Consider the following 21,001-nt stretch of genomic DNA (forward strand, 5'->3'; position numbering starts at 1 on the left):
CTTTTCGGATCGGGCGGTAGAATAGAGGAACCTTCGGCAACCGGCATGATCGACCCGACGAGGAAATCGTGAGGGGGTGTCCGATGGCCGACTCGACGCCGTTTTCCGGGATTCCGAAAGGACCTTCCCAAATGCTCGATCGCGACGAATACGTAGAGCAGGCATATTTCTTCCGCGCCCTGCGCGAGCGTTTGGGTGAGGGGTATTCAACCCAAGAACTCATCCGGATGATCCGGCACGAGATTCTCTCGACCACGCAGTTGCCGTACGCGCTGGATTGTATGGTCGACGAGCTGCGTCACACCGGCGGCTTCGCCACGGTAATGAGCCGGTTGTCGCACTACTTCACGCCGTTTCAGGCATACGTGATTTCCGAGGCCGAGCGCGATTCGGGCCGGATGGAATTCGCCACCGCCCTGGAAATTCTCGAAAAAGAAGCCGAGTATCGCGCCAAAGGCGCGAACGTCCAAGGGATCTTCCTGTACCAGTTCGAAACGCTGTGCCGAAACCGACTGGGGTACGACAAAGGGCTGGCGGCGATGCAGGGCGACCCGATCTACGACGACGCGTGGCGCGAGTGGCTCGATACCGTGCGACGCCAGATCGGCCTGATCGACATTGCCGACATGATCTTCGTCCGCAGCGAGTATTATGTGCAAAAGTTCGGCCCGATCGAAAAGCCGGTGTTGTTCGGTTTGAAAGAAGGGCAAATCGCCGCGGCGAACCGACGCAAGGATCCGCTGTATCTTTTTGCCGCGTTGGCGCGGCACCTGGGCTATCCGACCGTTCCCCGGCAGCAAAAGGCCGATGATCCCTTGGGAACGCTTTACGCTCTGCGTCGGCGTGTGGAACGTCTGGAAACTCGCTTGAAACTCGTCGAAGAAGAGCAACGCGGCGGCATCGATTTGTCGCGTTTCTACATTCCCGATGAAAAGAAAGGAAAATAGCGCAAACGCGGTAAACTCTTGGGGCATGGCCGGGAAAACGGGTGGGGCCGGTCGACTTCGGCCGATTGTTCGAACGGCCGTTTTGTGACCTATGGATCGACAACCATTCTTTTCCATTGCCCGACCGGGAAGCAGTTCTATACTTATGGGCAGGTCCTCGGTCGACGACCGCTTGCCCCTTCCATAAGGCGACGATGCCGACAGGGAGCGGTGATCGAGGACGGTACCTCGACGTTGGGCCCATGAGTATCCGCACCAATCTTTATCGTGAAACGGCGGCGCAGCATGCCGAGTCGCCTGTGGTCTTGGTGCCGCGGACGTGCACACTGCGGACGGTCATTCGGCGCATGACCGAGGCCGAATACGGCGCGGTCTTGGTCTGTGAAGAGGAACGGCTGGTCGGCATCTTCACCGAGCGGGACTTGTTGCGGGCGTTGGCCGCCCGCGTCGATCTGGAGCGACCCGTTCACGAGTTCATGTCTCAGCCGGCCGTGGCGGTGGCGTCGGACTGCAAACTGGCCGAGGTCGTCTCGTTGATGGCCGGCGGCGGATACCGACATCTGCCGGTCGTCGATGCCGAGGGTAAACCCGAGGGCATGGTCGACGTCGTCGGGCTGGTTCATTGGCTGGTCGAACACTTCCCGGAGTCGGTGTACACGTTGCCGCCCGACCCGAATCAGAAGATGGACAGCCGCGAGGGCCCTTGACCGATGCCGCACGCGTTTTCTTAGCTTCCGGATCCAGCCACGGCTCCCACTCACCATGAATCCTGCGATCAACCACGAAATGGACTCTCGACAAGAAACGGCGGAGCGTCCCCAAGTTTTCTCGCTGGAACAAGCCACGGTTCGTTTTTCGGGCGATTCGGGCGACGGCATGCAATTGGCCGGCAGCCAGTTCACGAACACGTCGGCCCTGTACGGGAACGACATCGCGACGCTGCCCGACTATCCCGCCGAAATTCGTGCCCCGCGCGGCACGCGGGCCGGCGTGAGCGGATTCCAGATCCACTTTTCGAGCCGACCGGTGTTCACGCCCGGCGACCGGCTCGATGCATTGGTGGCGATGAATCCTGCCGCGTTGGCGACCAACCTGGGTGATCTCGTGCGCGGCGGCTTGCTGATCGTCGACGAAGACGCTTTCTCGAAACGCGATCTCGAACTGGCCGGGTACGAAAGCAATCCGCTCGAAGACGGCACGGTCGACGGGTACCAGCTTGTTCGGGTGAGTCTCACGAAGCTCACGCGGTCGGCGGTCGAAGATTTGGGGCTATCGAACAAGGAATCGGATCGTTGCCGCAACTTCTTCGCGTTGGGGCTGGTCTACTGGATCTTCGATCGGCCGCTCGAACCGACGTTACGGTTCATCGCCGCGAAGTTCGGAAAGCGGCCGCTGATTGCCGAGGCCAACCGTCGCGCATTGATGGCCGGCTACCATTACGGCGAGACGGTCGAGGTCTTTCATCACCGGTACCACATCGATCCGGCAAAGTTGCCGCCGGGTGAATATCGAAACATCACCGGCAATCAGGCTACGGCGTGGGGATTGATTGCCGCATCGGTGAAAAGCGGCTTGCGGCTGTTCTACGGCACGTATCCGATTACGCCCGCCAGCGACATCTTGCATGAGCTGGCGATGCGCAAACAGTACCGCGTATATACGTTTCAGGCCGAAGACGAGATCGCGGCGATCACATCGGTCATCGGAGCGGCCTTCGGCGGGGCACTTGCCGTGACCGGCACGAGCGGGCCGGGCGTCTCCCTCAAGTCGGAAGGGATGGGACTGGCGGTGATTATGGAGCTGCCGCTGGTGGTCGTCAACGTGCAGCGGGCGGGACCAAGCACGGGCATGCCCACCAAGACCGAGCAGGCCGACTTGTTCCAAGCCCTGTTCGGACGGCACGGAGAATGTCCGATTCCCGTGCTGGCCGCGCGAAGCCCGACCGATTGTTTCGACACCGCGTACGAAGCTTGCCGCTTGGCGCTTCGGTACATGACGCCGGTGGTCGTCCTCAGCGATGCCTATTTGGCGAACGGATCGCAGCCGTGGCGGATTCCCTCGCAGGATGCCCTTTCGCCGATCGAGGTTCGTTTTGCCGGACCGGAAGAGGCCGACGGTTTCTTGCCGTATAAACGAGACGAACGTCTTGCCCGCCCGTGGGCCGTGCCCGGCACGCCCGAATTGATGCACCGTGTGGGCGGACTGGAAAAAGAAGACGGCACCGGCAACGTGTCGTACGATCCGCTCAATCACCAGAAGATGGTCGAACTGCGTGCCGCGAAGGTCGCCAAGATCGCCGAGGAGCTTCCGCCCACCGAGGTGCACGGTGCGGCCGAGGGCGACCTGTTGGTTCTCACCTGGGGCAGCACGTACGGTGCGGCAACGGCAGCCGTGCGCGAATGTCTCAAAGACGGCGACGCGGTCGGACATGTGCATCTGCGCCACTTGAATCCTTTGCCCAACGACCTGGAGCCGATCTTGCGGCGGTATCGCCGCGTGCTCGTGCCTGAACTGAACGCCGGGCAGTTGCGGTGGCTGATTCGTGCCAAGTTCCTGATCGACGCCGTCGGACTGAACAAGATCCAGGGAAAACCGTTCACGCTGGCCGAACTACTCGAGGGTATCCGCGAGAACCTGGAAGCGGTGAAAAACGCGTAAACCATGCCTTCCGCAACGGGGCCGTTCCCCGAATCGCCCCGCCCGTTCACGCGGGAAGGCTACCGTGTATTGGACTTCAAGCGACGCCTTATCGAGGCGAAAACGACATGAGTGTATTGACCGAACAGGCCGAACCGATTCGTCGCTCCCCGAAAGATTACGCCAGCGACCAGGCAGTGCGTTGGTGCCCCGGATGCGGCGACTACGCCATCCTGGCCCAAATGAAAAAGACGCTGGCCGACTTGAACCTGCCGCCCGAGAAGGTCGTGTTCGTGTCGGGAATCGGCTGTTCCAGCCGCTTTCCGTATTACATGAATACGTACGGGATGCACTCGATTCACGGTCGTGCTCCGGCGATCGCCACCGGTTTGAAGACGATGCGTCCCGACCTTTCGGTGTGGGTGATCACTGGCGACGGCGACGGGCTGAGTATCGGCGGCAACCACCTGATTCATGCGATCCGGCGAAACGTCGATATCAACATCATCCTGTTCAATAACCGCATCTACGGACTGACGAAGGGCCAATACTCGCCCACCTCGCCGTTGGGCAAGGTGACTAAAAGCAGCCCCTTCGGCTCGATCGACAATCCGTTGCATATTCTGTCGGTGGCCATCGGATGCGAAGCGACCTTCGTCGCCCGCAGTATCGACGTGTACCAAAAGCATCTCGGTTCGGTTCTCAAGCGGGCGGCCGAGCACAAGGGAACGTCGTTCGTCGAGATCTATCAAAACTGTGTCGTGTTTTACGATGGTGCCTATTCGTACGCCACCGACCGCGAGATGAAAGCCGACAGCATCCTCGAACTCGAACACGGCAAACCGTTGATCTTCGGGAAAAACCGCGACAAGGGAATCCGGTTCCGCGGTGTGGAGCCCGAAGTCGTCTCGCTCGGCGACGGGATCGCGGAAGACGACCTGATCGTTCACGACGAAAAGGCCGAACGACCGACGTTGGCGTACTTTTTGAGCCGGATGCATCATCCCGAGTTCCCCGAGCCGATCGGCGTCTTCCGGGCCGTCGAGCGGCCTTGTTACGACGAGGAACTGAATCGCCAGGTCGACAAAGCCGTGTCGGAGGCGGGCGAAATCGAGCTCGACGATCTGTTCCGCTCCGGCGACACCTGGACGGTGACTCCCGACGGAAACGACGCCGCCCACTAGCCCTTCGCGCGGAGGACACGTCATGGTCATTTGTCCCGATTGCGGCTACGACAACATCGACGGCGCCGATACGTGCGAACAGTGCGGGCAATCGCTGCTCGATGCGACGGCGCGACGGCCCGAGAGTGATCTGGAACGATCGATTCTCGAAGACCGCATCGGCCGACTTGCCGTGCGCAAGCTGATCGAAGTCCGCCCGAACACTTCCGTCGGCGAGGTGTTGCGTATCTTGGCCGAGGCGGGCGAAGGTTGTGCACTGGTTTCCGACGAAGAACACCGCATCTTGGGGATCTTTACCGAGCGTGATGCACTGATGAAGATCGGCGAACGCATCGAGGAACTGGCCGATCGACCGGTCGGCGCGTTCATGACCGAGAACGTCGGCACGCTGAATATCGACGACCCGATCGTCTTCTTGCTGCATCGAATGGATGTCGGCGGCTACCGGCACGTGCCCATTTTGGTCGACGGGAAACCGGCCGGCATCGTCTCGGTACGTGACGTTCTGCGTTATCTTCGCGTGCACTTGGGTGTGTAGCGACGGCCTCCCGTAGACGGGGAACCACCCCGAAGCGGAAGTTGCCCACGAGGCACACGGCAGCGAAACGTCTGCACCCCTTGGGCTACTTGGCTATGTCGCAAGGGCCGCAATTCTGTAGATCGAAAGGCGTCCCCCAGTAGCGAGGGAAGCGTAGGGCGCTTGTTCATCGACTCGAGGCGGTTCTAGCGTTACGCAAGCCCGGGATTGTCGACAATCAACAATCTGCACGGCAATGTCGCCAAAATAAAGTTTGCAGGCCGTGCGTGCCCCCCTCCGGCAACGATTCAGTTTCAGTGAAGGAAAGCGTCCCAATAACACCTCCGAGGGTGGTTTCATGAGAGGGATAGGAGCGTGCGCCGTCGCCGTGTTGTTGGGGCTCGCTTCGCAGGTCGCGGCGGCCGAGCCGACGTTACCCGAGCGGCCCAACGTGCTCTTTCTGATCGTCGACGACCTCAATTCGTGGCTGTTGGGCGATTCGAACCGGTACGACGGCAAAGTCGTGGCCCCGAACATTCAACGTTTGGCCGAAAGCGGCGTGCTGTTCCGGCGTGCGTACACGGCATCCCCGTTTTGCTGTCCGTCGCGGACGGCCGTTTTCTCGGGCGTGGCCCCCTGGAATTCGGGGTTATATGCCAATGGTCACGATTCTGCGGCCGGTGAAGCGCTCAGACAGGCGGTGTCGCTTCCCGGCCTATTCCGCAAGGCGGGGTATTTCACCGCCTCGTACGGCAAGGTCACGCACGGCTGGGATACCCGCGACGCCTGGGATGATCGGATCCCGCACAAGCGCGATCCGATTCCGCCGGGGGCACCTTTCTTGCCGTTCACGCGAGGGGAACAAGATTGGGGCCCCACGCATCTGGACGAATCCGAGATGCACGACACGCAATACGCCGACGCTGCTATTGAACAGTTGCGCCGGAAGCACGATCGGCCGTTCTTCATTGCCTGCGGATTGTTCCATCCGCACATGCCGTGGTACGTGCCGCAAAAGTATTTCGACATGTTTCCGATGGACGAAGTCCATCTGCCGCCGTTGAAGGCGGACGATCTGGACGACGTGCCTCCCTTGGGACGCGCGGTCACCGAGGGAAAAAGCAAGTTTGTCGCTCAGGTGATCGAACACGGCGTGCATCGCGATGGCGTGCGCGGTTATCTGGCGGCCACGGCCTACGCCGACGCCCAAATGGGCCGCGTGCTCGATGCGTTGGAAGAAAGCCCCTATCGCGACGACACGATCGTGGTGTTGATGACCGACCACGGATTTCATCTGGGCGAAAAAAGCCACTGGCAAAAGGGGACGCTGTGGGAAGAAGCCACGCATTGCGTGTTGATGTGGCGCGTTCCCGGCCTGACGAAGCCCGGTGGACGTTGCGAGCGTTTTGTCTCGCTGCAAGACATCTATCCCACGTTGACCGAACTGTGTGGCCTGGATCGCCCGAACTACATCGACGGTCGGTCGCTGGTGCCGTTGCTTGCCGATCCCAATGCCGAGTGGGAAAGCACGGCGATCAGCGCCTTGTACGATCGCTACGTCGCCATTCGGACGGAAAAATATCGCTACATCCGCTACCGCGACGACCAAGAAGAGTTTTACGATTGCAGCCTCGATCCGCACGAATGGACGAACCGGATCGGCGATCCGGAATATGCCGAAGTCATCGCCCGGTTGCGGGCGACCGTGCCCGCGTTCGAGGCGATGGCGCCGTCCCTCCCCGATGCACGAGGTCGGGACCGCTGACGTTTTCAAACCGTTCCATCACCGAAATCCACTTTCGAGGAATCAGGATCATGGGAAAGAAGGCAACGCTGTACCTGGTCGCAAGTTGCGCATTCTTGTGGTGCGCGCAGGCGATCGCCGCCGATCGGCCGAACATCGTGTTCTTGTACATCGACGATTGGGCCTGGTACGGCACGCCGATCGCCATGCGTCCCGATATGCCCAACTCGCACATGCCGGGCATCCACATGCCGAACATCGAGCGGCTGGCGAGGGAAGGGATGGTGTTCGAGAACGCGTACGGATCGCCGCAGTGTTCGCCGGCCCGCGCGTGCGTTCTCACCGGTCAAAGTGCGGCGCGCCACGGCATGACCGTCTACTTGAACCCCAGGGGGCAGGACTACTACGACTTGTCGAAACAATATGCGGCGTTTCCCGTGATTCCGTGCGTGGCTCGCTTCAGCATGGATCCCGAGCATACCTTCAGCATCCCCGAAGCCTTGGCGCCCTACGGTTACGTGTGTGCCCACGTGGGCAAGTGGCACATGCGCAGTGATCCCGGCGCGCATGGATACGCCGTGCACGACGGCGACACCGACAACAACGCCGGTAACACCATCGGGCGGTTTCTCAAAGAAGGCGATCCTTTGCCGCAGCGATTGACCGAAGAACTGATGACCGATCCCAAGGCGATGTTCAGTGTGACGGAAAAGGCGATCGGTTTCATGGAGAAACAGGTCCGCCAGGGAAAACCGTTCTACTTACAGATTTCGCACTACGCGATGCATGAGGGACGTGAGTGCAAGGTGGAGACGCGGGAAAAGTACGTGCATCACCCCTTCGTGCAAGCCTGGTACAAAGCCAACCACAAGAGCGCCGACACCGTCGGCCGAAAGCAAGATCCGGCCGTGTGGTTGGGCATGGCCGACGATCTCGACGGCCGCATCGGCGCCGTGCTCGACAAGATCGACGAGCTGGGAATCGCCGATCACACATACGTCGTGCTCATGGCCGACAACGGTTATCGGCACTCATTCTTGCCCGGTCTCACGCAGCCGCTGCACGGGGGAAAGTGGTGGGCTTGGGACGGGGGCATTCGCGTGCCCATGATCGCCCGCGGACCCGGGATTCGGCCGGGCAGCCGCTTCAACGCCAACGTGGTGAACTACGACTTACTGCCGACGTTCGTCGAGTGGGCGGGCGGCGATCCCCAAGAACTCGAAAACATCGACGGCGTTTCGCTGGCGCCGTACATGGCCGGCAAAGAACCCGATGAGGCGTTTCGCAACCGCAGTCTGTACTTCCACTATCCGCACTATCGCGGCGGATCCGTGCCGCACTCGGCGGTGATCGCGGGCAAGTACAAGGTGATCCATTTCTACGAGCGTCCCGAATTGCCCATCTTGTTCGACTTGTCGCAAGACATCGGCGAAATCCACAACATTGCCGCCGAAAAGCCCGAGATTCACAAGCGGTTGTTCGACGACCTGATGAACTATCTGCACGCGGTCGGTGCGCGGTTCCCGAAGTTGAATCCGAACTACGATCCCGCGATCTACAAGGCCGACAAAGATTATCCGAAACGTTCGGCTTGGGGGCCGTTCGCCGGAACGCGGCCGCTGGAGGAAGACGAACGCGCGCCGCTGCTGCCGCTTCCGAAATAGGTCGGCACGACTTGTGATCGCCTACCCAGGGGCGCCCTCCACCGCACTTGTCACCGTTGGGCGGGCAACCAGCCCAGCTCGACGAGAAAGCGATCCGCCTCGGCGAGTGTCTTCTCGTAGTATTCGCCTCGATTGAAGAAACCGTGGCCTTGACCTGCGTAAGTCACGATTTTGCAGTTGTTGCCTGCGGCCACCGAGTCGTCTCGGAACATTTTCGCGGGGAGGAGTAACCGGTCTTCGGTGCCGAAGAACATGATACAGGGCGGTTGTTTCTGCTTTGCGTAGGCCAAAGGCGAAAGACGTTCCGGCTTGCCGCGTGTGAGCGCCGCCAAGGCCTTCAGTTTGGTATTGGCCTCGTCGTTCAGGCGCGGGTCGGGGGCCGTGATGAGCGCCGGATTGAACAAGATCATAGCGTTCGGTGCGGCGCTCGGTTTATGAGACGTGTCGGCTTCGCGCGTGTCGAGCAGCGCGGTACAGGCCGCCAGGTAGCCGCCGGCAGAACCGCCCGCGGCTGCGATTCGCGACGGATCGATGCCCAGTTCCCTCGCATGACCGCGAACCCATCGCATGGCATCCAAAGCGTCTTCGACGCAGTCGTCGACCTTGACGGAGGGTTGCGAAATGAGCCGGTATGTAACGGTGACGGCGACCATTCCGCGATCGGCAAAATGACGGCATTGGCCTTCGAATTGTGCCGCGCTGCCGCCTTTCCAACCACCACCGTGGAAAAACACGATCGCGGGGACGGGAGCATCGGAAGCCCGCTTGGGCGGCTTGTACACGTATAAGGGAAGTTCGACCTCGCCGACTCTCTTGTAAATGTATCGCTCGTCGAAGCCCTCCGGTTCGCGGATCGCGACGTTTGCGGCGGGATTCCGTGCCCCGCTGTTCGATTGCAACCGCTTTTGGATTTCGGCCAAGGTGACTTTTCCGTCGCCGTCACGATCCAGTTTTCCCAGACGTGACCAAACGGCGTCGCCGGCTTCGTCCTTCGAAATGGCTTTGTCGCCGTTCGCGTCGAGGCCGCGTATCCGGTCGAGCATCGGTCGGTCTTGGGCAAAACTCCGGCAAGCCCACAGGACGATCACCAAAGTGACGGCAACGGCGACGAAGCGGCGCAGATGCAAGAAGGCTTTCGACATGGCGACGACCTCCTTTGGTAGGGGGGATACGGCAATCCGCGCCGACGAGGCTGCCGCTTGTCAACGGCCCGACGACGGCACGGCATCCATCGGTTTCAGGGTGAACGCCTTGACGACCATTCCTAGTTGCGGCGGCTTGTCGCGCCAAAGGGTGAGCGTGTTTTCACCCGCGGTCAACGAGACGGGGATCGGTGCCGTCTCTTGCCACATGCCGGCGGTAAACGGTAATTCGATCGTTCGACTCGTCTTGCCGCCGTCGGTCGACACGTTGAGCCGTTGGCCATACCCGACGGTGACCACGCGGGCGGACAGGGCGTAAGTGCCGCTGCGGGGGACACGAATCACGTATTCAAGGTGCGACTTCGTGCCCGGCTGAGGACCAGTCGGATCGACCTTGGGACTTTGGGCGTAATAGTTGCGGTCGTACTTGTCGGCGACGCGCTCGCACACGTTGCCGTAGATGTCGTACAACCCGAACGGATTCGGCTTCTTTTGGCCGACGGGGTGCGACTTGGCTTCGGCGTTCTCTTTGTACCAGGCGTACTCGTGTAACAAGGAAGGATCGTCTCCGAAGAACCATTTGGTGGTGGTTCCGGCGCGGGCGGCATATTCCCATTCGGCCTCGGTCGGTAAACGGACCTCGTACCCGGTCATTTCACTCAGCTTCGTGCAGAAGGCGACGGCGTCCGACTCGCCGATGTTGTCGACCGGGCAATCAGGTGCCTTGGTCGAACGACTCGGATTCGTCCCCATCACCGCCTGGTATTGGGCTTGTGTCACCTCGTATTTGCCCAGGTAATAGCCGCGGGTGAGGGTGACTTCGTGCTTCGGCACCTCGACGCACTCGAAACGACCTTCGACGGTGTTTTCCCCGCCCATGATGAATGTACCGGGGGTGATGTACACCAGTTCGAGCGTGACGCCGTCGCCCAAGTCGAGCTTCAATTCGCGCGGCGGTGTGTTGCTGCGCGGTGTCACGGCCACGCGGAATCCCCAGTTTTCGTATTTGCCGTAGCCTCCGCTGAGCATGCGTTTTCCCGAGGTGCAAGCGTCGGGATCACCTTTCCACGTGCCGCCGCGGAGGATCGTTTTTCCTTCGGGGAAAAAGCGGGGAAGGAAGACTTGGATTCCGCCGTCGAAACTCTTCATAGCGACGACGTCCGACGTATTGCGTCCCGGCTTGGTATGCGCCGCGGCAGGAATCAAGATCGTGCCGTCGGCCGCGTAGGTGATTTGCTTTGCATTGGTCGGAACGGCCGCGGCAATGAATCTTTCGAGCGTCGTCGGCTCGTCGGCCTCGCCCAGTTCCTCGCCGAGCGCGGCGAGCGGTTCGGTCTTCGATGCCTCGACGACAGCCCGCTGCGTTCGCAGGGCGACGGCGTTCCAGAAGCCGGGCGTGCCGTCGTGTTCGCCGTAGACGCGTTGCTCTCCCCACACGTCGGCGATCCATTGTGCCCGCTTTACTTTCACAAAGGCCTCCGGATTGCGACGCGCTTGCGTCGTGGCCAGGAAGTCGAGGTCTTTTCGGTAACGTGTTTTCGTCCAACCGGCCCCCCAACCACCACCGAGGCAGACGACCCAGCCTTGCGGGGTCCAGTGCGCCAAGGCGGCGTGACCGGTACTCGGTCGGGCAATCGTGGGGATGCCGAAGGCGCGCAGAATGAACCGGCCGAAGAAGGCACGCCGTCCGCACACGCCTCCGTTCATCAGAATGTTCTGATACTTTTGCAGTTCGGGGCGATCGAACTTGACGTTTTCCGAGCCGTACTTGACGTCGGTTCTCACGATACCCACGTAGCGCCAGCCATAGTTGGGTGTGTAGATGTGATCGGGTCGATAATTGCGAAGCATTTCGCGGCCCCAGCTCAGGATTTCGTCCGGCTCGTCGCCGTTGACGACGAAACGCAGTTCCCACGTACTCAGCCGATCGAAGGCCGGATCGAGTTCACCGTCGAGATATGCCTTTTCGTAGTGCAAGTAGCGCTTGACGGGACCGACCGACGTCGGAGCGTCGGTTTGCGCCTCGGGATTCGATTGCGCGACCGGCACCGCGTGTTCGAGGGCGATGGCCAAGGCGAGCCGATGGAAGATCCCCTGCGCCGCACGCGGACTCGTCTGGCGAATCGCCGTGTAAATTTCCATTGCCGGCCCGTATTGAGCCGGACCGTATCCGCGACCTTGGGGCGGGGCTGCGGCACCGTCGGCGATCAGCATTTCTTTCAGCAATGCGGGATCGGCAAGCAAGCGATCGACGAGTTCGCGATGCGCGGGGCTTTGCTGGGCGAACGCCGCCAGGCCTCGCGGCGTGGCTTCCAGCAGAACCACGCAGCGCACCAATGCGGCATCGCGCGAATCGTCGGCGAGGAAGCGTTCGGGCGTCGCCGTTTCCTGCGGAATGCGAGACCTGAGTTCCTGTTGCAGGTTGTCGAACAGCTTGCTGTAGCGGGCTTCGAGCAACCGGCCGGTGTCGGTGAGCGTGGTTTCGACGTCGGCTGCCGAAACAAGCGGCGCCGGGATGACCACACTGATCACGACGATCGGCAACAAAATGCGAACAACGACGGCATTGATGCGCCGCATGCGAGCCTCCTCTCTAGATATGCTTCCCCGACGAACAAGGGCGTGATGGTGTCTACAAAGTAAAGTATACACCGCCCCTTGGTGGTTTGCAGCTTGGTGACGCGTCGAGGAGGCGTCGCGCCTGCACACGAAAGAAGCGTTGCCGCGCCCGCGTTTCGCTGTGCGAGGCCATCAAGAAAATCAGCCCGCCGTGCCGGCTGCGTGACTCACTCGCGGATGAGTTCCCTCACGGTCATGCCGGAGGGAATCATCGGCAGCACGTGTTCCTGGTAAGGAACGGCGACGTCGAGGAGAAACGGCCCGGGCGATTCGATCATCTCGGTCAGGGCGTCGACCAGTTCGTCGGGCTTGGAGACGTGCCGCGCTTGCCAGTTATAACCTTTTGCGATCGTGACGAAGTCGGGGTAGCGCTCGCTGGGCGCCAGTCCGTTGCCGCGGCCGACCGCTTCGGGATGGTCGATCGGACCGAGGTACGTGTGCGCACGATTCGCCGCGTGGAAACGGTCTTCCCACTGGACGACCATTCCCAAATGCTGGTTGTTCAGCAACAGCACTTTGACAGGAATCTTCTCGCAGTGGCAGGTGGCCATCTCTTGGATGTTCATTTGGAAGCTGCCGTCGCCGTCGATGTCGATGACCAACGCATCGGGGTGTGCCACCTTCGCACCGATTGCGGCAGGTAGGCCGAAGCCCATCGTGCCCAAACCGAGGCTCGACAACCACGTTCGCGGACGGCGGAACTTATAGAATTGCGCCGTCCACATTTGGTGCTGGCCCACGCCGGTCGCGATGATCGTATTACGGTCCTTCGTCAGCTTCCACAATTCATGAATGGCCTGCTGCGGCAGGATGGCATCGGGACGTTCTTTATAGCGGAACGGCTCTGTTTCTTTCCACTCTTTGATTTGTGCGTGCCACTCCGAGAGGTCTTCGGGCGGCTGGACGATCTTGTTCAGTTCGGCCAAGGCGTACCGCAAATCGCTGACGACGGCGATATCGGCCGGCTTGATCTTGTTGATTTCCGAGGCGTCGATGTCGATGTGGACGATTTTTGCATGCTTGGCGAATTCGGGCACCTTACCGGTCACGCGGTCGTCGAAACGCGCGCCGAACGCCAACAGCAGGTCGGCTTCGTTTACCGCATAGTTCGCGTAGATGCTGCCGTGCATGCCGAGCATGTCGAGCGACAACGGATGATCGCCGGGAAAACCGCCCAGGCCCATGGCCGTCATCGTGACGGGGATCTTCGTTTTCTCGACGAAGCGGGCCAATTCGTCGGCGGCACCAGCCGCGATCACGCCGCCCCCGGCGTAAATCACCGGCCGCCGCGCGTGGCGGATGGCCGCGGCGATGGCTTGGATCTTTTCGGGCGGTGCGTGGTGCTCGACGACCTTGTAGCCGGGCAGGTCCATGGGAGCGTCGTAGTCGGGCACGGTTTGCGCCAACTGAACGTTCTTGGGCAGGTCGATCCAAACCGGCCCGGGCCGCCCTGTTCCCGCCACGTAAAAGGCTTCACGGAACACGCGAGCGATGTCGTTCACGTCGGTGACCAGATAATGATGCTTCGTCACACTGCGACAGACTTCGACGATGGGCGTTTCTTGGAAGGCATCGGTTCCGATGACCGACGTGCCCACCTGGCCCGAAATTGCGATCAGCGGCACGCTGTCGAGTTTTGCATCGGCAACGGTGGTCAACAGGTTTGTGGCGCCGGGACCGCTGGTGGCCATGCACACACCGACCTTGCCCGTCGAGCGGGCATAGCCCTGAGCACCGAAGCCGCAGCCCTGTTCGTGTCGCGGCAGGATCACGCGGATTTTATCGCGAAAGCGAGTGAGGGCCTGATGAATCGGCATGCTCGCCCCGCCCGGATAAGCGAATACGGTATCCACGCCGTGGTTGACCAACGATTGGACGACGATATCGGCCCCGCTGACCAGTTCGCCCGCAGGATTGGTCCGGCTCGTGAAAGTCGTCGCTGTGCTGGACACCGATTCAGTCTCCTTCGCAAGGACAAAGGCAAATATGGATGCAAGCGGTACAAATTGCCGCCCGTTTCGGCAACGTAACAATGGACGTTCCCCGGCCGATGCCGAAGTCGTCCATCTCTCGGTAACTCGCTGGAGGGGGATTGTGATCCGTCCTACCGCGAAGACACCGGCGAGGCAGTGCCGGTTCGGCGCATACGCTCCCCCGCCTCGACGGATATCCGAAACGTTTAAGGATACCCCTGTTACCGGTGTTTTTCAATGCGGCCACCACCCCTGCAAGGTGGTATGCAACAGGCTATATTGGGCTAATTCAATACGGTTGCCCGTGCCGACGGCGCAAAAAAAACCGCTCGGGGATGCGGTTGGTGTGATGGTGGCGGTCGCGGTAACAACCATCACGGCGCACATCCCCGAGCTTTGGGGCTGCCATCGCGAGGAACTCGGCGAACGGTTCGGCTACGGGGAGGGGAATCCTCAGTCAGCCGAATACCGTCGCAAGTTCTGCAATGGGCTTCTGGGATTACCTGCTCGTGTTTCGGGCGGGACGGATTCTCCGTTTCCAGGGGCGAAACTACCGATCGCGTTTGCTTCGCACGAACGCAAACCGCGCGACACTTTCGCCGCGTGATATTCGGTTGCTCCGAAAAACGGTCGGACTTCCGGTAGGTGTGCCCGATCGGGGGGATCGGGTACAGGGGTCATCGATGCGTGGGAAATTCAGGGGTGCCGGGAGGACACATCGGGAATCGTTCGTCTCGTACCGGAAACGGTTGAGAGAACGATCCGTCTTTTGCCCAGTTCTGGTGGTATAAAGGGGGTAACCAGCCTGTCCGTCGTATTGGGATCGCTTTGGGGGTAGTGTGATTCGAATCGACGTGGGATGCAAACGGAATTGCCTCGTTGCCGGTCGAATCACGGTGGCGGCCCACCGAAGACGGCCGGTTCGACAACCGAGGTTTCGTCACCCCCCGGTTTTGCGGCCGCCTCGACAGGAGCCGTTTATTCGTTTCGACCCGACACCCGGTATCTCTCCAAGGGAAGCATCGTACACAAAGGCAAAACAACGGGATTGCGACGCGATCAGGTATGGCTGCTCGGGCGAGGATGACTTTACCGGCAGCAAGCTTTTTTGCCCTGGAAATGTACCCGCGTTCGGGGTGGTTGCGCGGAAATCACCCCTCTCGATTGTCGATCGTTTTCGCCGTGCCGAATGCGCGGACGCCGTTCTAAGGTGACGTCTCTTCCGGGCTTCAGAATCGACCGTCGAATTCCCCCGCAAGCGACGAAATAAGCTAGGCTTCGGATGGATACCCAGACGCAGATTGTGTCTTGTGGGTGTCTGTACGAGGCTTACGAATCGGTTTTATCGGCACAAAACGCGGGCGCCGCCTCTTCGAATGAAGGGTGAGTCGCCTTCGGCATCGCCGAGGGGCAAGGCCGATTTCCCAACCACGAGTTCTGCACCGACGATTCCGACGACGCGGGAACAATCGACCGGGAGGCGCAAGCGTGCCTGCTTACTCCGACAGCAACGTCAGGAATGGGGCCGACGGTATGACGCGGCAGGAACGTCGTGTGGATCACGAGGCGCGACAGCGCGTCGATCGGTTCATCGATTCGATCGACGAGTTGCATTCGTCGCCTGCGGTGGCCTGGACCGTCCTCAATCTGCTCAAGGATCCCGAATTCGACGTCCACGAGATCGAACGGCACTTGGAAGCCGATCCGGCATTGGCGGCGTCGATTCTGCGCTTGGTGAATTCGGCCTGTTACGGGTTGCCGCAAAAAATATCGAGTTTGCGCCAGGCGTTGATGATCATGGGCGCCCGCTCGTTGCGGTTGGCGGTGTTGAGCTTCGGGCTGGTCGATCGCTTGACCCGCGGAACTCCCGTGCAGGTCTATCAGGATTTCTGGCGTCGGGCGCTGACGACGGCGGTCGCCGGCAGCCATTTGTGCCAGGATCGTTATCAGATCCCCGTGGACGAAGTGTATTCGGCCGGTTTGCTTGCCGATATCGGTGTGCTCGCGCTTTCGCAGATCGATACCGACAACTACGTGCCGTTGTATCTCGAGAAACCGCACGGCACGAAGCTGAGTTCGGCCGAGATCGAGACCTACGGCTTCCATCACGGAGTGCTGGGGGCCGCGTTGTTGCGCCGCTGGGGGCTTCCGCAGCCGTTGCCCACGGTGGCCGAGAATCATCACGTCTTGCCTACCGGCGACAATCTCATTCATCGCGCCGTGTTCGGCGGCACATTGCTGGCCGACGTTCTGTGGACGCCCGACACGCCCTTGCTGCCGTTGGCCCGCAAGTACCTGCATCGGTTTTTCAATATCGGGGTCGACGACTTCATCACCTTGGCGATCGAATGCAAAGAAGACATCGCCGACGCGGCCGACATGTTTGCCGTCGAGCTTGAAGGTGAAATCGACTGCGAACAGTTGAAGGCCGAAGCGCAACGCCGCTTCCGCAAAGAAGCCATCGAAACCTCGGTCGATTACGACAGCATGACCGCCGTCTTTCAGCAGGACTACGGTTACTGACGTGTTCTATCGGTCATGCGCACTCTTGCTTCGCGTTGCGGCGTGCTCGGCGCCGTGGGAACGCTTTCGGGCGTCGGCACGATGCGGGTAGAATAGGCTGCGCGCCGGGGGAGGTTCGGAACTCCGGCGTTCGACCCGTATTGGGCATGAAATTCTTGCGACGAGACGTTTCGCATGAGCGCTTCGGCGACACCGCATCCTTCCAAAAAACGCCCTCGCTTGACGGCGTTCATCGATCGCGATGCCTGCACCGGTTGCGAGGCGTGCGTCGCCGTCTGTCCGGTCGATTGCATCGTGAAGTGTTATCCGCCCGGCGATCGGTCGGGATTGATGAGTTGGTGCGAGATCGACGTGGACCGCTGTATTGCGTGCCGGTGGTGCATTCGATTGCCGCGCAAACGCGGTGAGTTTCCGCTTTTGGTTTGTCCTTGGGACGCGATTTCGATGGTCGCCCGCGATACGATCGATGCATCGAACGACCGCCCAAAGGCCGGCGCATCTACGGAACGGTCGAATTCCGAGTTTGGGTGATTGAGGATTCTTTCGGCGTGGGTTACAAATGGAGCGAGCCGAACGCAAATCGGCGAAAGGGTTCGGCCGGACGCCGGACGATCGCCCTCGGTGAAGGCTTGTCGACAACATAGGTGTTGCCGAACGGCGATCCGGCGTGCAGGTGACGCACTCGAGTGTAAAACAGGCGGCTTTCGCTTTGCGGCGGAACCGTTTGTGTGCATCGTGGGGGATTCTTCTTGTTCAGTGAGGTGATCGTCCGATGAAAAGCGATCGATGGTTCGGAAGGGTATTGGTGTTCGGGTTGAGCGTCGTCCTGGCCGGGGGGATTGCTCTCGCAACATCGGCAGAGGAAACGGAAGGGGAAGCGATGAGCTACGGTGAAGCTCGGCAATATTTGGTGCAGCACACACAGGTGGTCGAACTGACCGACGGCAAGGGCGCCCGCGTCCTCATTACACCGGACTGGCAAGGACGCGTGATGACCTCGTCGTGCGACGGATTGGACGGGCTGAGCTACGGCTTCATCAACAAGGCGTTCATCGACGCCGGGAAACCCGACGTGCGATTCAACAACTACGGCGGTGAGGACCGCTTCTGGCTTTCGCCCGAAGGCGGCCAGTTCAGCCTGTGGTTCAAGAAAGGTGCCGAGCAAAACCTCGACAACTGGTACACGCCGCCCGCCTTGAACGAGGGTGCGTGGAAGGTCGTCTCGAAGGACTCCGACCCGTTCTACCGCATGGTCCGCGAAATGGAAGTCGTCAATGCGTCGGGAACCAAGATTCGCGTGGACGTGACGCGGGATGTTCGGCTACTCACGTCTTCGGACCTCGAATCGCTGTTCGGTTCCGACGTTGCGGCGAAGTTGGCCGATGACGACGTGAAGACGGTCGCCTACGAAACGATCAACCGCATCGTGAATCGCGGCGAGCCGATGACGAAGGACGCCGGGCTCGTCTCGATTTGGATTCTCGGCATGATGAACGCCGGTCCGCAAACGGTCGTGATCGTGCCCTATAAGCAGGGCGACGAAGCCGAGCTGGGGCCGGTCGTTCAGTCCGACTATTTCGGCGAGATCCCGCCGGAACGGCTGAAAATCTTGCCCGAGGCCATTCTCTTCCTCGGCGACGGCAACTATCGGTCGAAGATCGGTACCTCGCAAAAGCGGGCGAAGAACGTCCTCGGTTCGATGGACTTCAAGAACAACGTGCTGACGATCGTCTCGTTCACGATGCCCGACGACCCGACCAAGGCCTTGTACATGAACAACCTGTGGGAGCTGCCGCAAGAGAAACCGTACCAAGGCGACGTGGCGAACAGCTACAACGACGGACCCGCCGGTCCCGACAAGCCGGGGCTGGGACCGTTCTACGAAATCGAATCGCTCTCGCCGGCGAAAGAGTTGAAGACGGGTGAGTCGCTTGTGCATCATCACCGCACGTTGCATATTCAAGGTGACTACGCCGAACTGAAGGAGATCGCCAAGGCGGTCTTGGGCGTCGATCTCGACACGGTTCGCGCGACGATGTTCGGTAACTGAGTCGCCCTCACAACGACACGATTCGGGGTGGAAGGCACCGCTAAGACCTCGGTGGCCGACGAGATTCGTGCTTGTTAGGCATCGCGTCGGGAGTTCCTGCGGCTGACGGAACGGCCTTCGAGCGGGAAACGTTCGTCGCGGCAAGCAGCGTCTCGCGCAGTCGGTGCTTTCCACCCTCGTTTCGTTCTTGCCCCGGGGACTCCGCACTGCGAGATTGCCGCGGCGATGGAAGACTCAATGAAATCTCCCCCATTACGCGTGGAAAACTTTTGATCGCTTCGAGATCGGCAAGTACCGTGAATGTGATTTGCGCAAATGGCGTTGTGGGGGGACGGACGCAACACAACAAATGAAGGAGCCTTGCTGTGAACGCGAAGAAAAAACACAGCCGCCGCCGGTTTCTGGTTCGCTCGGCCGGTTTCGTCGCCGCCGGAACGTTGGCCTCGACATGCATTCCCGCCGTCCATGCCGCCGGCAGCGATCGACTCAAGATCGCACTCGTCGGGTGCGGCAACCGCGGCACGGGCGCCGTTGCACAGGCGTTGAACACCGAAGGGCCGGTCGTCTTGTGGGCGATGGCCGACTTGTTTTCCGAACGGATCGAAAATTGCCTCCATTCGTTGCAGACGGGGTTGGCCAAGAACTACGATCGAGATCCGACCGATCCGTTGACGAACCGCATCGACGTGCCGCCGGAACGTCGGTTTGTCGGTTTCGAAGCGTACCGCCACGCGATCGACAGCGACGTAGATGTCGTGTTGTTGACGACGTTTCCGCACTTTCGGCCCGAGCATTACGAGTATGCCGTCGAAAAGGGGAAGCACGTGTTCATGGAGAAGCCGGTGGCCGTCGACGCGCCGGGGATTCGTCGTCTGTTGAAGGCGAACGAAACGGCCAAACGAAAGCGCCTGAAAGTGGGCGTCGGACTTCAGCGGCATCACCACGGTCTGTACCAAGAGACGATCGCCCGTGTCCATGACGGCGCAATCGGCGATCCCGTTTATCTGCGGTGCTACTGGAACGGCCCGACCGGTTCGGCACTGGGCCCGCGAGAGCCGGGGATGACCGAAATGGAATACCAGGCCCGCAACCGGTACTTCTTCACCTGGTTGTGCGGCGACCATATCGTCGAGCAGCACGTGCATAACATCGACGTGTGCAACTGGATCATGCAGGATCACCCCGTGGAAGCTCAAGGAATGGGCGGCCGTCAATGGCGCAACGGACGTGAACACGGCGAAATCTTCGATCATCACGCCGTCGAATTCACGTATGCCGACGGCACCAAGATGTTCAGCTATTGCCGCCAGACCCCGAACTGCTGGAACTCGATCGCCGAGTTCGTCACCGGCACGAAAGGTGCCGCGCAATTGGGTCAAGCCGCTTGCCGCATCGAAGCCGGCGGTAACAAATGGGAGGCCCGCTGGGTCAAGAAGAATCCGTACCAGGTCGAGCACGACGTTCTTTTCCAGGCCGTGCGGGAAGACCTTGATCACAATGAGGCCGAGTACGGGGCGCTGAGCACGATGACCGCGATCATGGGCCGCATGGCTACGTATTCGGGGCAACGCATCCTCTGGGATGACGCCATCGCCTCGGAAACGGCGTTGGTGCCCGACCGGTACGCATGGGACGGGACGCCGCCGGTGCTGCCGGATGCGAACGGCGCATACCCGTCGGCCGTTCCCGGCGTCACGAAGCCTTATTGAAATCGATCAGGCATGTTTCTGTTTGCGTCAGCAAGGACGCTCCGGATCATCGCTTCCGGTGCGCGCCGATGCGCGGAACGAACGGCCGGAATCCTTTCCCTGCGGTCACAATAACCGCGAGACGGCGCAAAACAGAAACCAAAGCGATTCGTGGATCCGTCAAAACAGCGAACAATGCATATAAAAAGCATGTTCGGCGGTGCGCCGAAACGGAGTCGGGAATCATAATAAAAGGACGACCCACGCGTTCGGTCGCCCACCCGGTCGCCTTTCGGGACACGCTTGTCCTGTC

General features: G+C 60.6%; 14 protein-coding genes. 11 read left to right on the forward strand and 3 right to left on the reverse strand.

The window, feature by feature from the left end:
* The first annotated feature begins 83 nt into the window (after window positions 1-83).
* From ACYQ2I_RS00250 to ACYQ2I_RS00280, 7 genes are all read left to right on the forward strand, one after another.
* Window positions 84-947: a hypothetical protein gene (locus tag ACYQ2I_RS00250; RefSeq protein WP_460164973.1), complete on the forward strand. Its 864-nt coding sequence runs from the start codon at window positions 84-86 to the stop codon at window positions 945-947.
* Between the two features lie 242 nt (window positions 948-1,189).
* Window positions 1,190-1,654, forward strand: a complete 465-nt coding sequence (locus tag ACYQ2I_RS00255; protein WP_460164974.1) for a CBS domain-containing protein — start codon at window positions 1,190-1,192, stop codon at window positions 1,652-1,654.
* Window positions 1,655-1,733: 79 nt separating this feature from the next.
* Window positions 1,734-3,605, forward strand: a complete 1,872-nt coding sequence (locus ACYQ2I_RS00260) for a 2-oxoacid:acceptor oxidoreductase subunit alpha (protein WP_460164975.1) — start codon at window positions 1,734-1,736, stop codon at window positions 3,603-3,605.
* Window positions 3,606-3,712: 107 nt separating this feature from the next.
* Window positions 3,713-4,768, forward strand: coding sequence for a 2-oxoacid:ferredoxin oxidoreductase subunit beta (locus tag ACYQ2I_RS00265; RefSeq protein ID WP_460164976.1), 1,056 nt, complete (start codon window positions 3,713-3,715; stop codon window positions 4,766-4,768).
* A 22-nt stretch (window positions 4,769-4,790) separates the two neighbouring features.
* Window positions 4,791-5,306 (forward strand): CBS domain-containing protein, encoded by a 516-nt coding sequence (locus ACYQ2I_RS00270; protein ID WP_460164977.1) that lies wholly within the window; start codon window positions 4,791-4,793, stop codon window positions 5,304-5,306.
* A gap of 337 nt (window positions 5,307-5,643) precedes the next feature.
* Window positions 5,644-7,050, forward strand: coding sequence for a sulfatase (locus tag ACYQ2I_RS00275; protein WP_460164978.1), 1,407 nt, complete (start codon window positions 5,644-5,646; stop codon window positions 7,048-7,050).
* Between the two features lie 50 nt (window positions 7,051-7,100).
* The gene (locus ACYQ2I_RS00280) at window positions 7,101-8,693 is read left to right on the forward strand and encodes a sulfatase (protein WP_460164979.1); all 1,593 of its coding nucleotides are present in this window, start codon (window positions 7,101-7,103) and stop codon (window positions 8,691-8,693) included.
* Between the two features lie 50 nt (window positions 8,694-8,743).
* Here ACYQ2I_RS00280 and ACYQ2I_RS00285 read toward each other — a convergent pair whose 3' ends face one another.
* The 3 genes from ACYQ2I_RS00285 to ilvB form a co-directional block, all read right to left on the reverse strand.
* Window positions 8,744-9,835, reverse strand: a complete 1,092-nt coding sequence (locus ACYQ2I_RS00285; protein ID WP_460164980.1) for an alpha/beta hydrolase fold domain-containing protein — start codon at window positions 9,833-9,835, stop codon at window positions 8,744-8,746.
* Window positions 9,836-9,895: 60 nt separating this feature from the next.
* Entirely contained in the window at window positions 9,896-12,415 is a 2,520-nt protein-coding gene (locus ACYQ2I_RS00290) for an SUMF1/EgtB/PvdO family nonheme iron enzyme (RefSeq protein ID WP_460164981.1), read from the reverse strand.
* A gap of 206 nt (window positions 12,416-12,621) precedes the next feature.
* Window positions 12,622-14,406 carry a biosynthetic-type acetolactate synthase large subunit gene (gene ilvB / locus ACYQ2I_RS00295; protein WP_460164982.1) on the reverse strand — a complete coding sequence of 595 codons (1,785 nt, stop codon included), beginning with the start codon at window positions 14,404-14,406 and terminating at the stop codon, window positions 12,622-12,624.
* A 1,509-nt stretch (window positions 14,407-15,915) separates the two neighbouring features.
* Between ilvB and ACYQ2I_RS00300 the strand changes: the two genes are divergently transcribed.
* The 4 genes from ACYQ2I_RS00300 to ACYQ2I_RS00315 all read left to right on the forward strand — a co-directional run bounded on the left by ACYQ2I_RS00300 (window position 15,916) and on the right by ACYQ2I_RS00315 (window position 20,709).
* Window positions 15,916-16,950, forward strand: a complete 1,035-nt coding sequence (locus tag ACYQ2I_RS00300) for an HDOD domain-containing protein (RefSeq protein WP_460164983.1) — start codon at window positions 15,916-15,918, stop codon at window positions 16,948-16,950.
* A 174-nt stretch (window positions 16,951-17,124) separates the two neighbouring features.
* Window positions 17,125-17,481, forward strand: a complete 357-nt coding sequence (locus ACYQ2I_RS00305) for a 4Fe-4S binding protein (RefSeq protein WP_460164984.1) — start codon at window positions 17,125-17,127, stop codon at window positions 17,479-17,481.
* Between the two features lie 241 nt (window positions 17,482-17,722).
* Window positions 17,723-19,000: a DUF6786 family protein gene (locus tag ACYQ2I_RS00310; RefSeq protein ID WP_460164985.1), complete on the forward strand. Its 1,278-nt coding sequence runs from the start codon at window positions 17,723-17,725 to the stop codon at window positions 18,998-19,000.
* 365 nt (window positions 19,001-19,365) lie between these two features.
* Window positions 19,366-20,709 carry a Gfo/Idh/MocA family protein gene (locus ACYQ2I_RS00315; protein ID WP_460164986.1) on the forward strand — a complete coding sequence of 448 codons (1,344 nt, stop codon included), beginning with the start codon at window positions 19,366-19,368 and terminating at the stop codon, window positions 20,707-20,709.
* Window positions 20,710-21,001 lie beyond the last annotated feature (292 nt).

This window comes from Thermostilla marina (genome assembly GCF_054657455.1).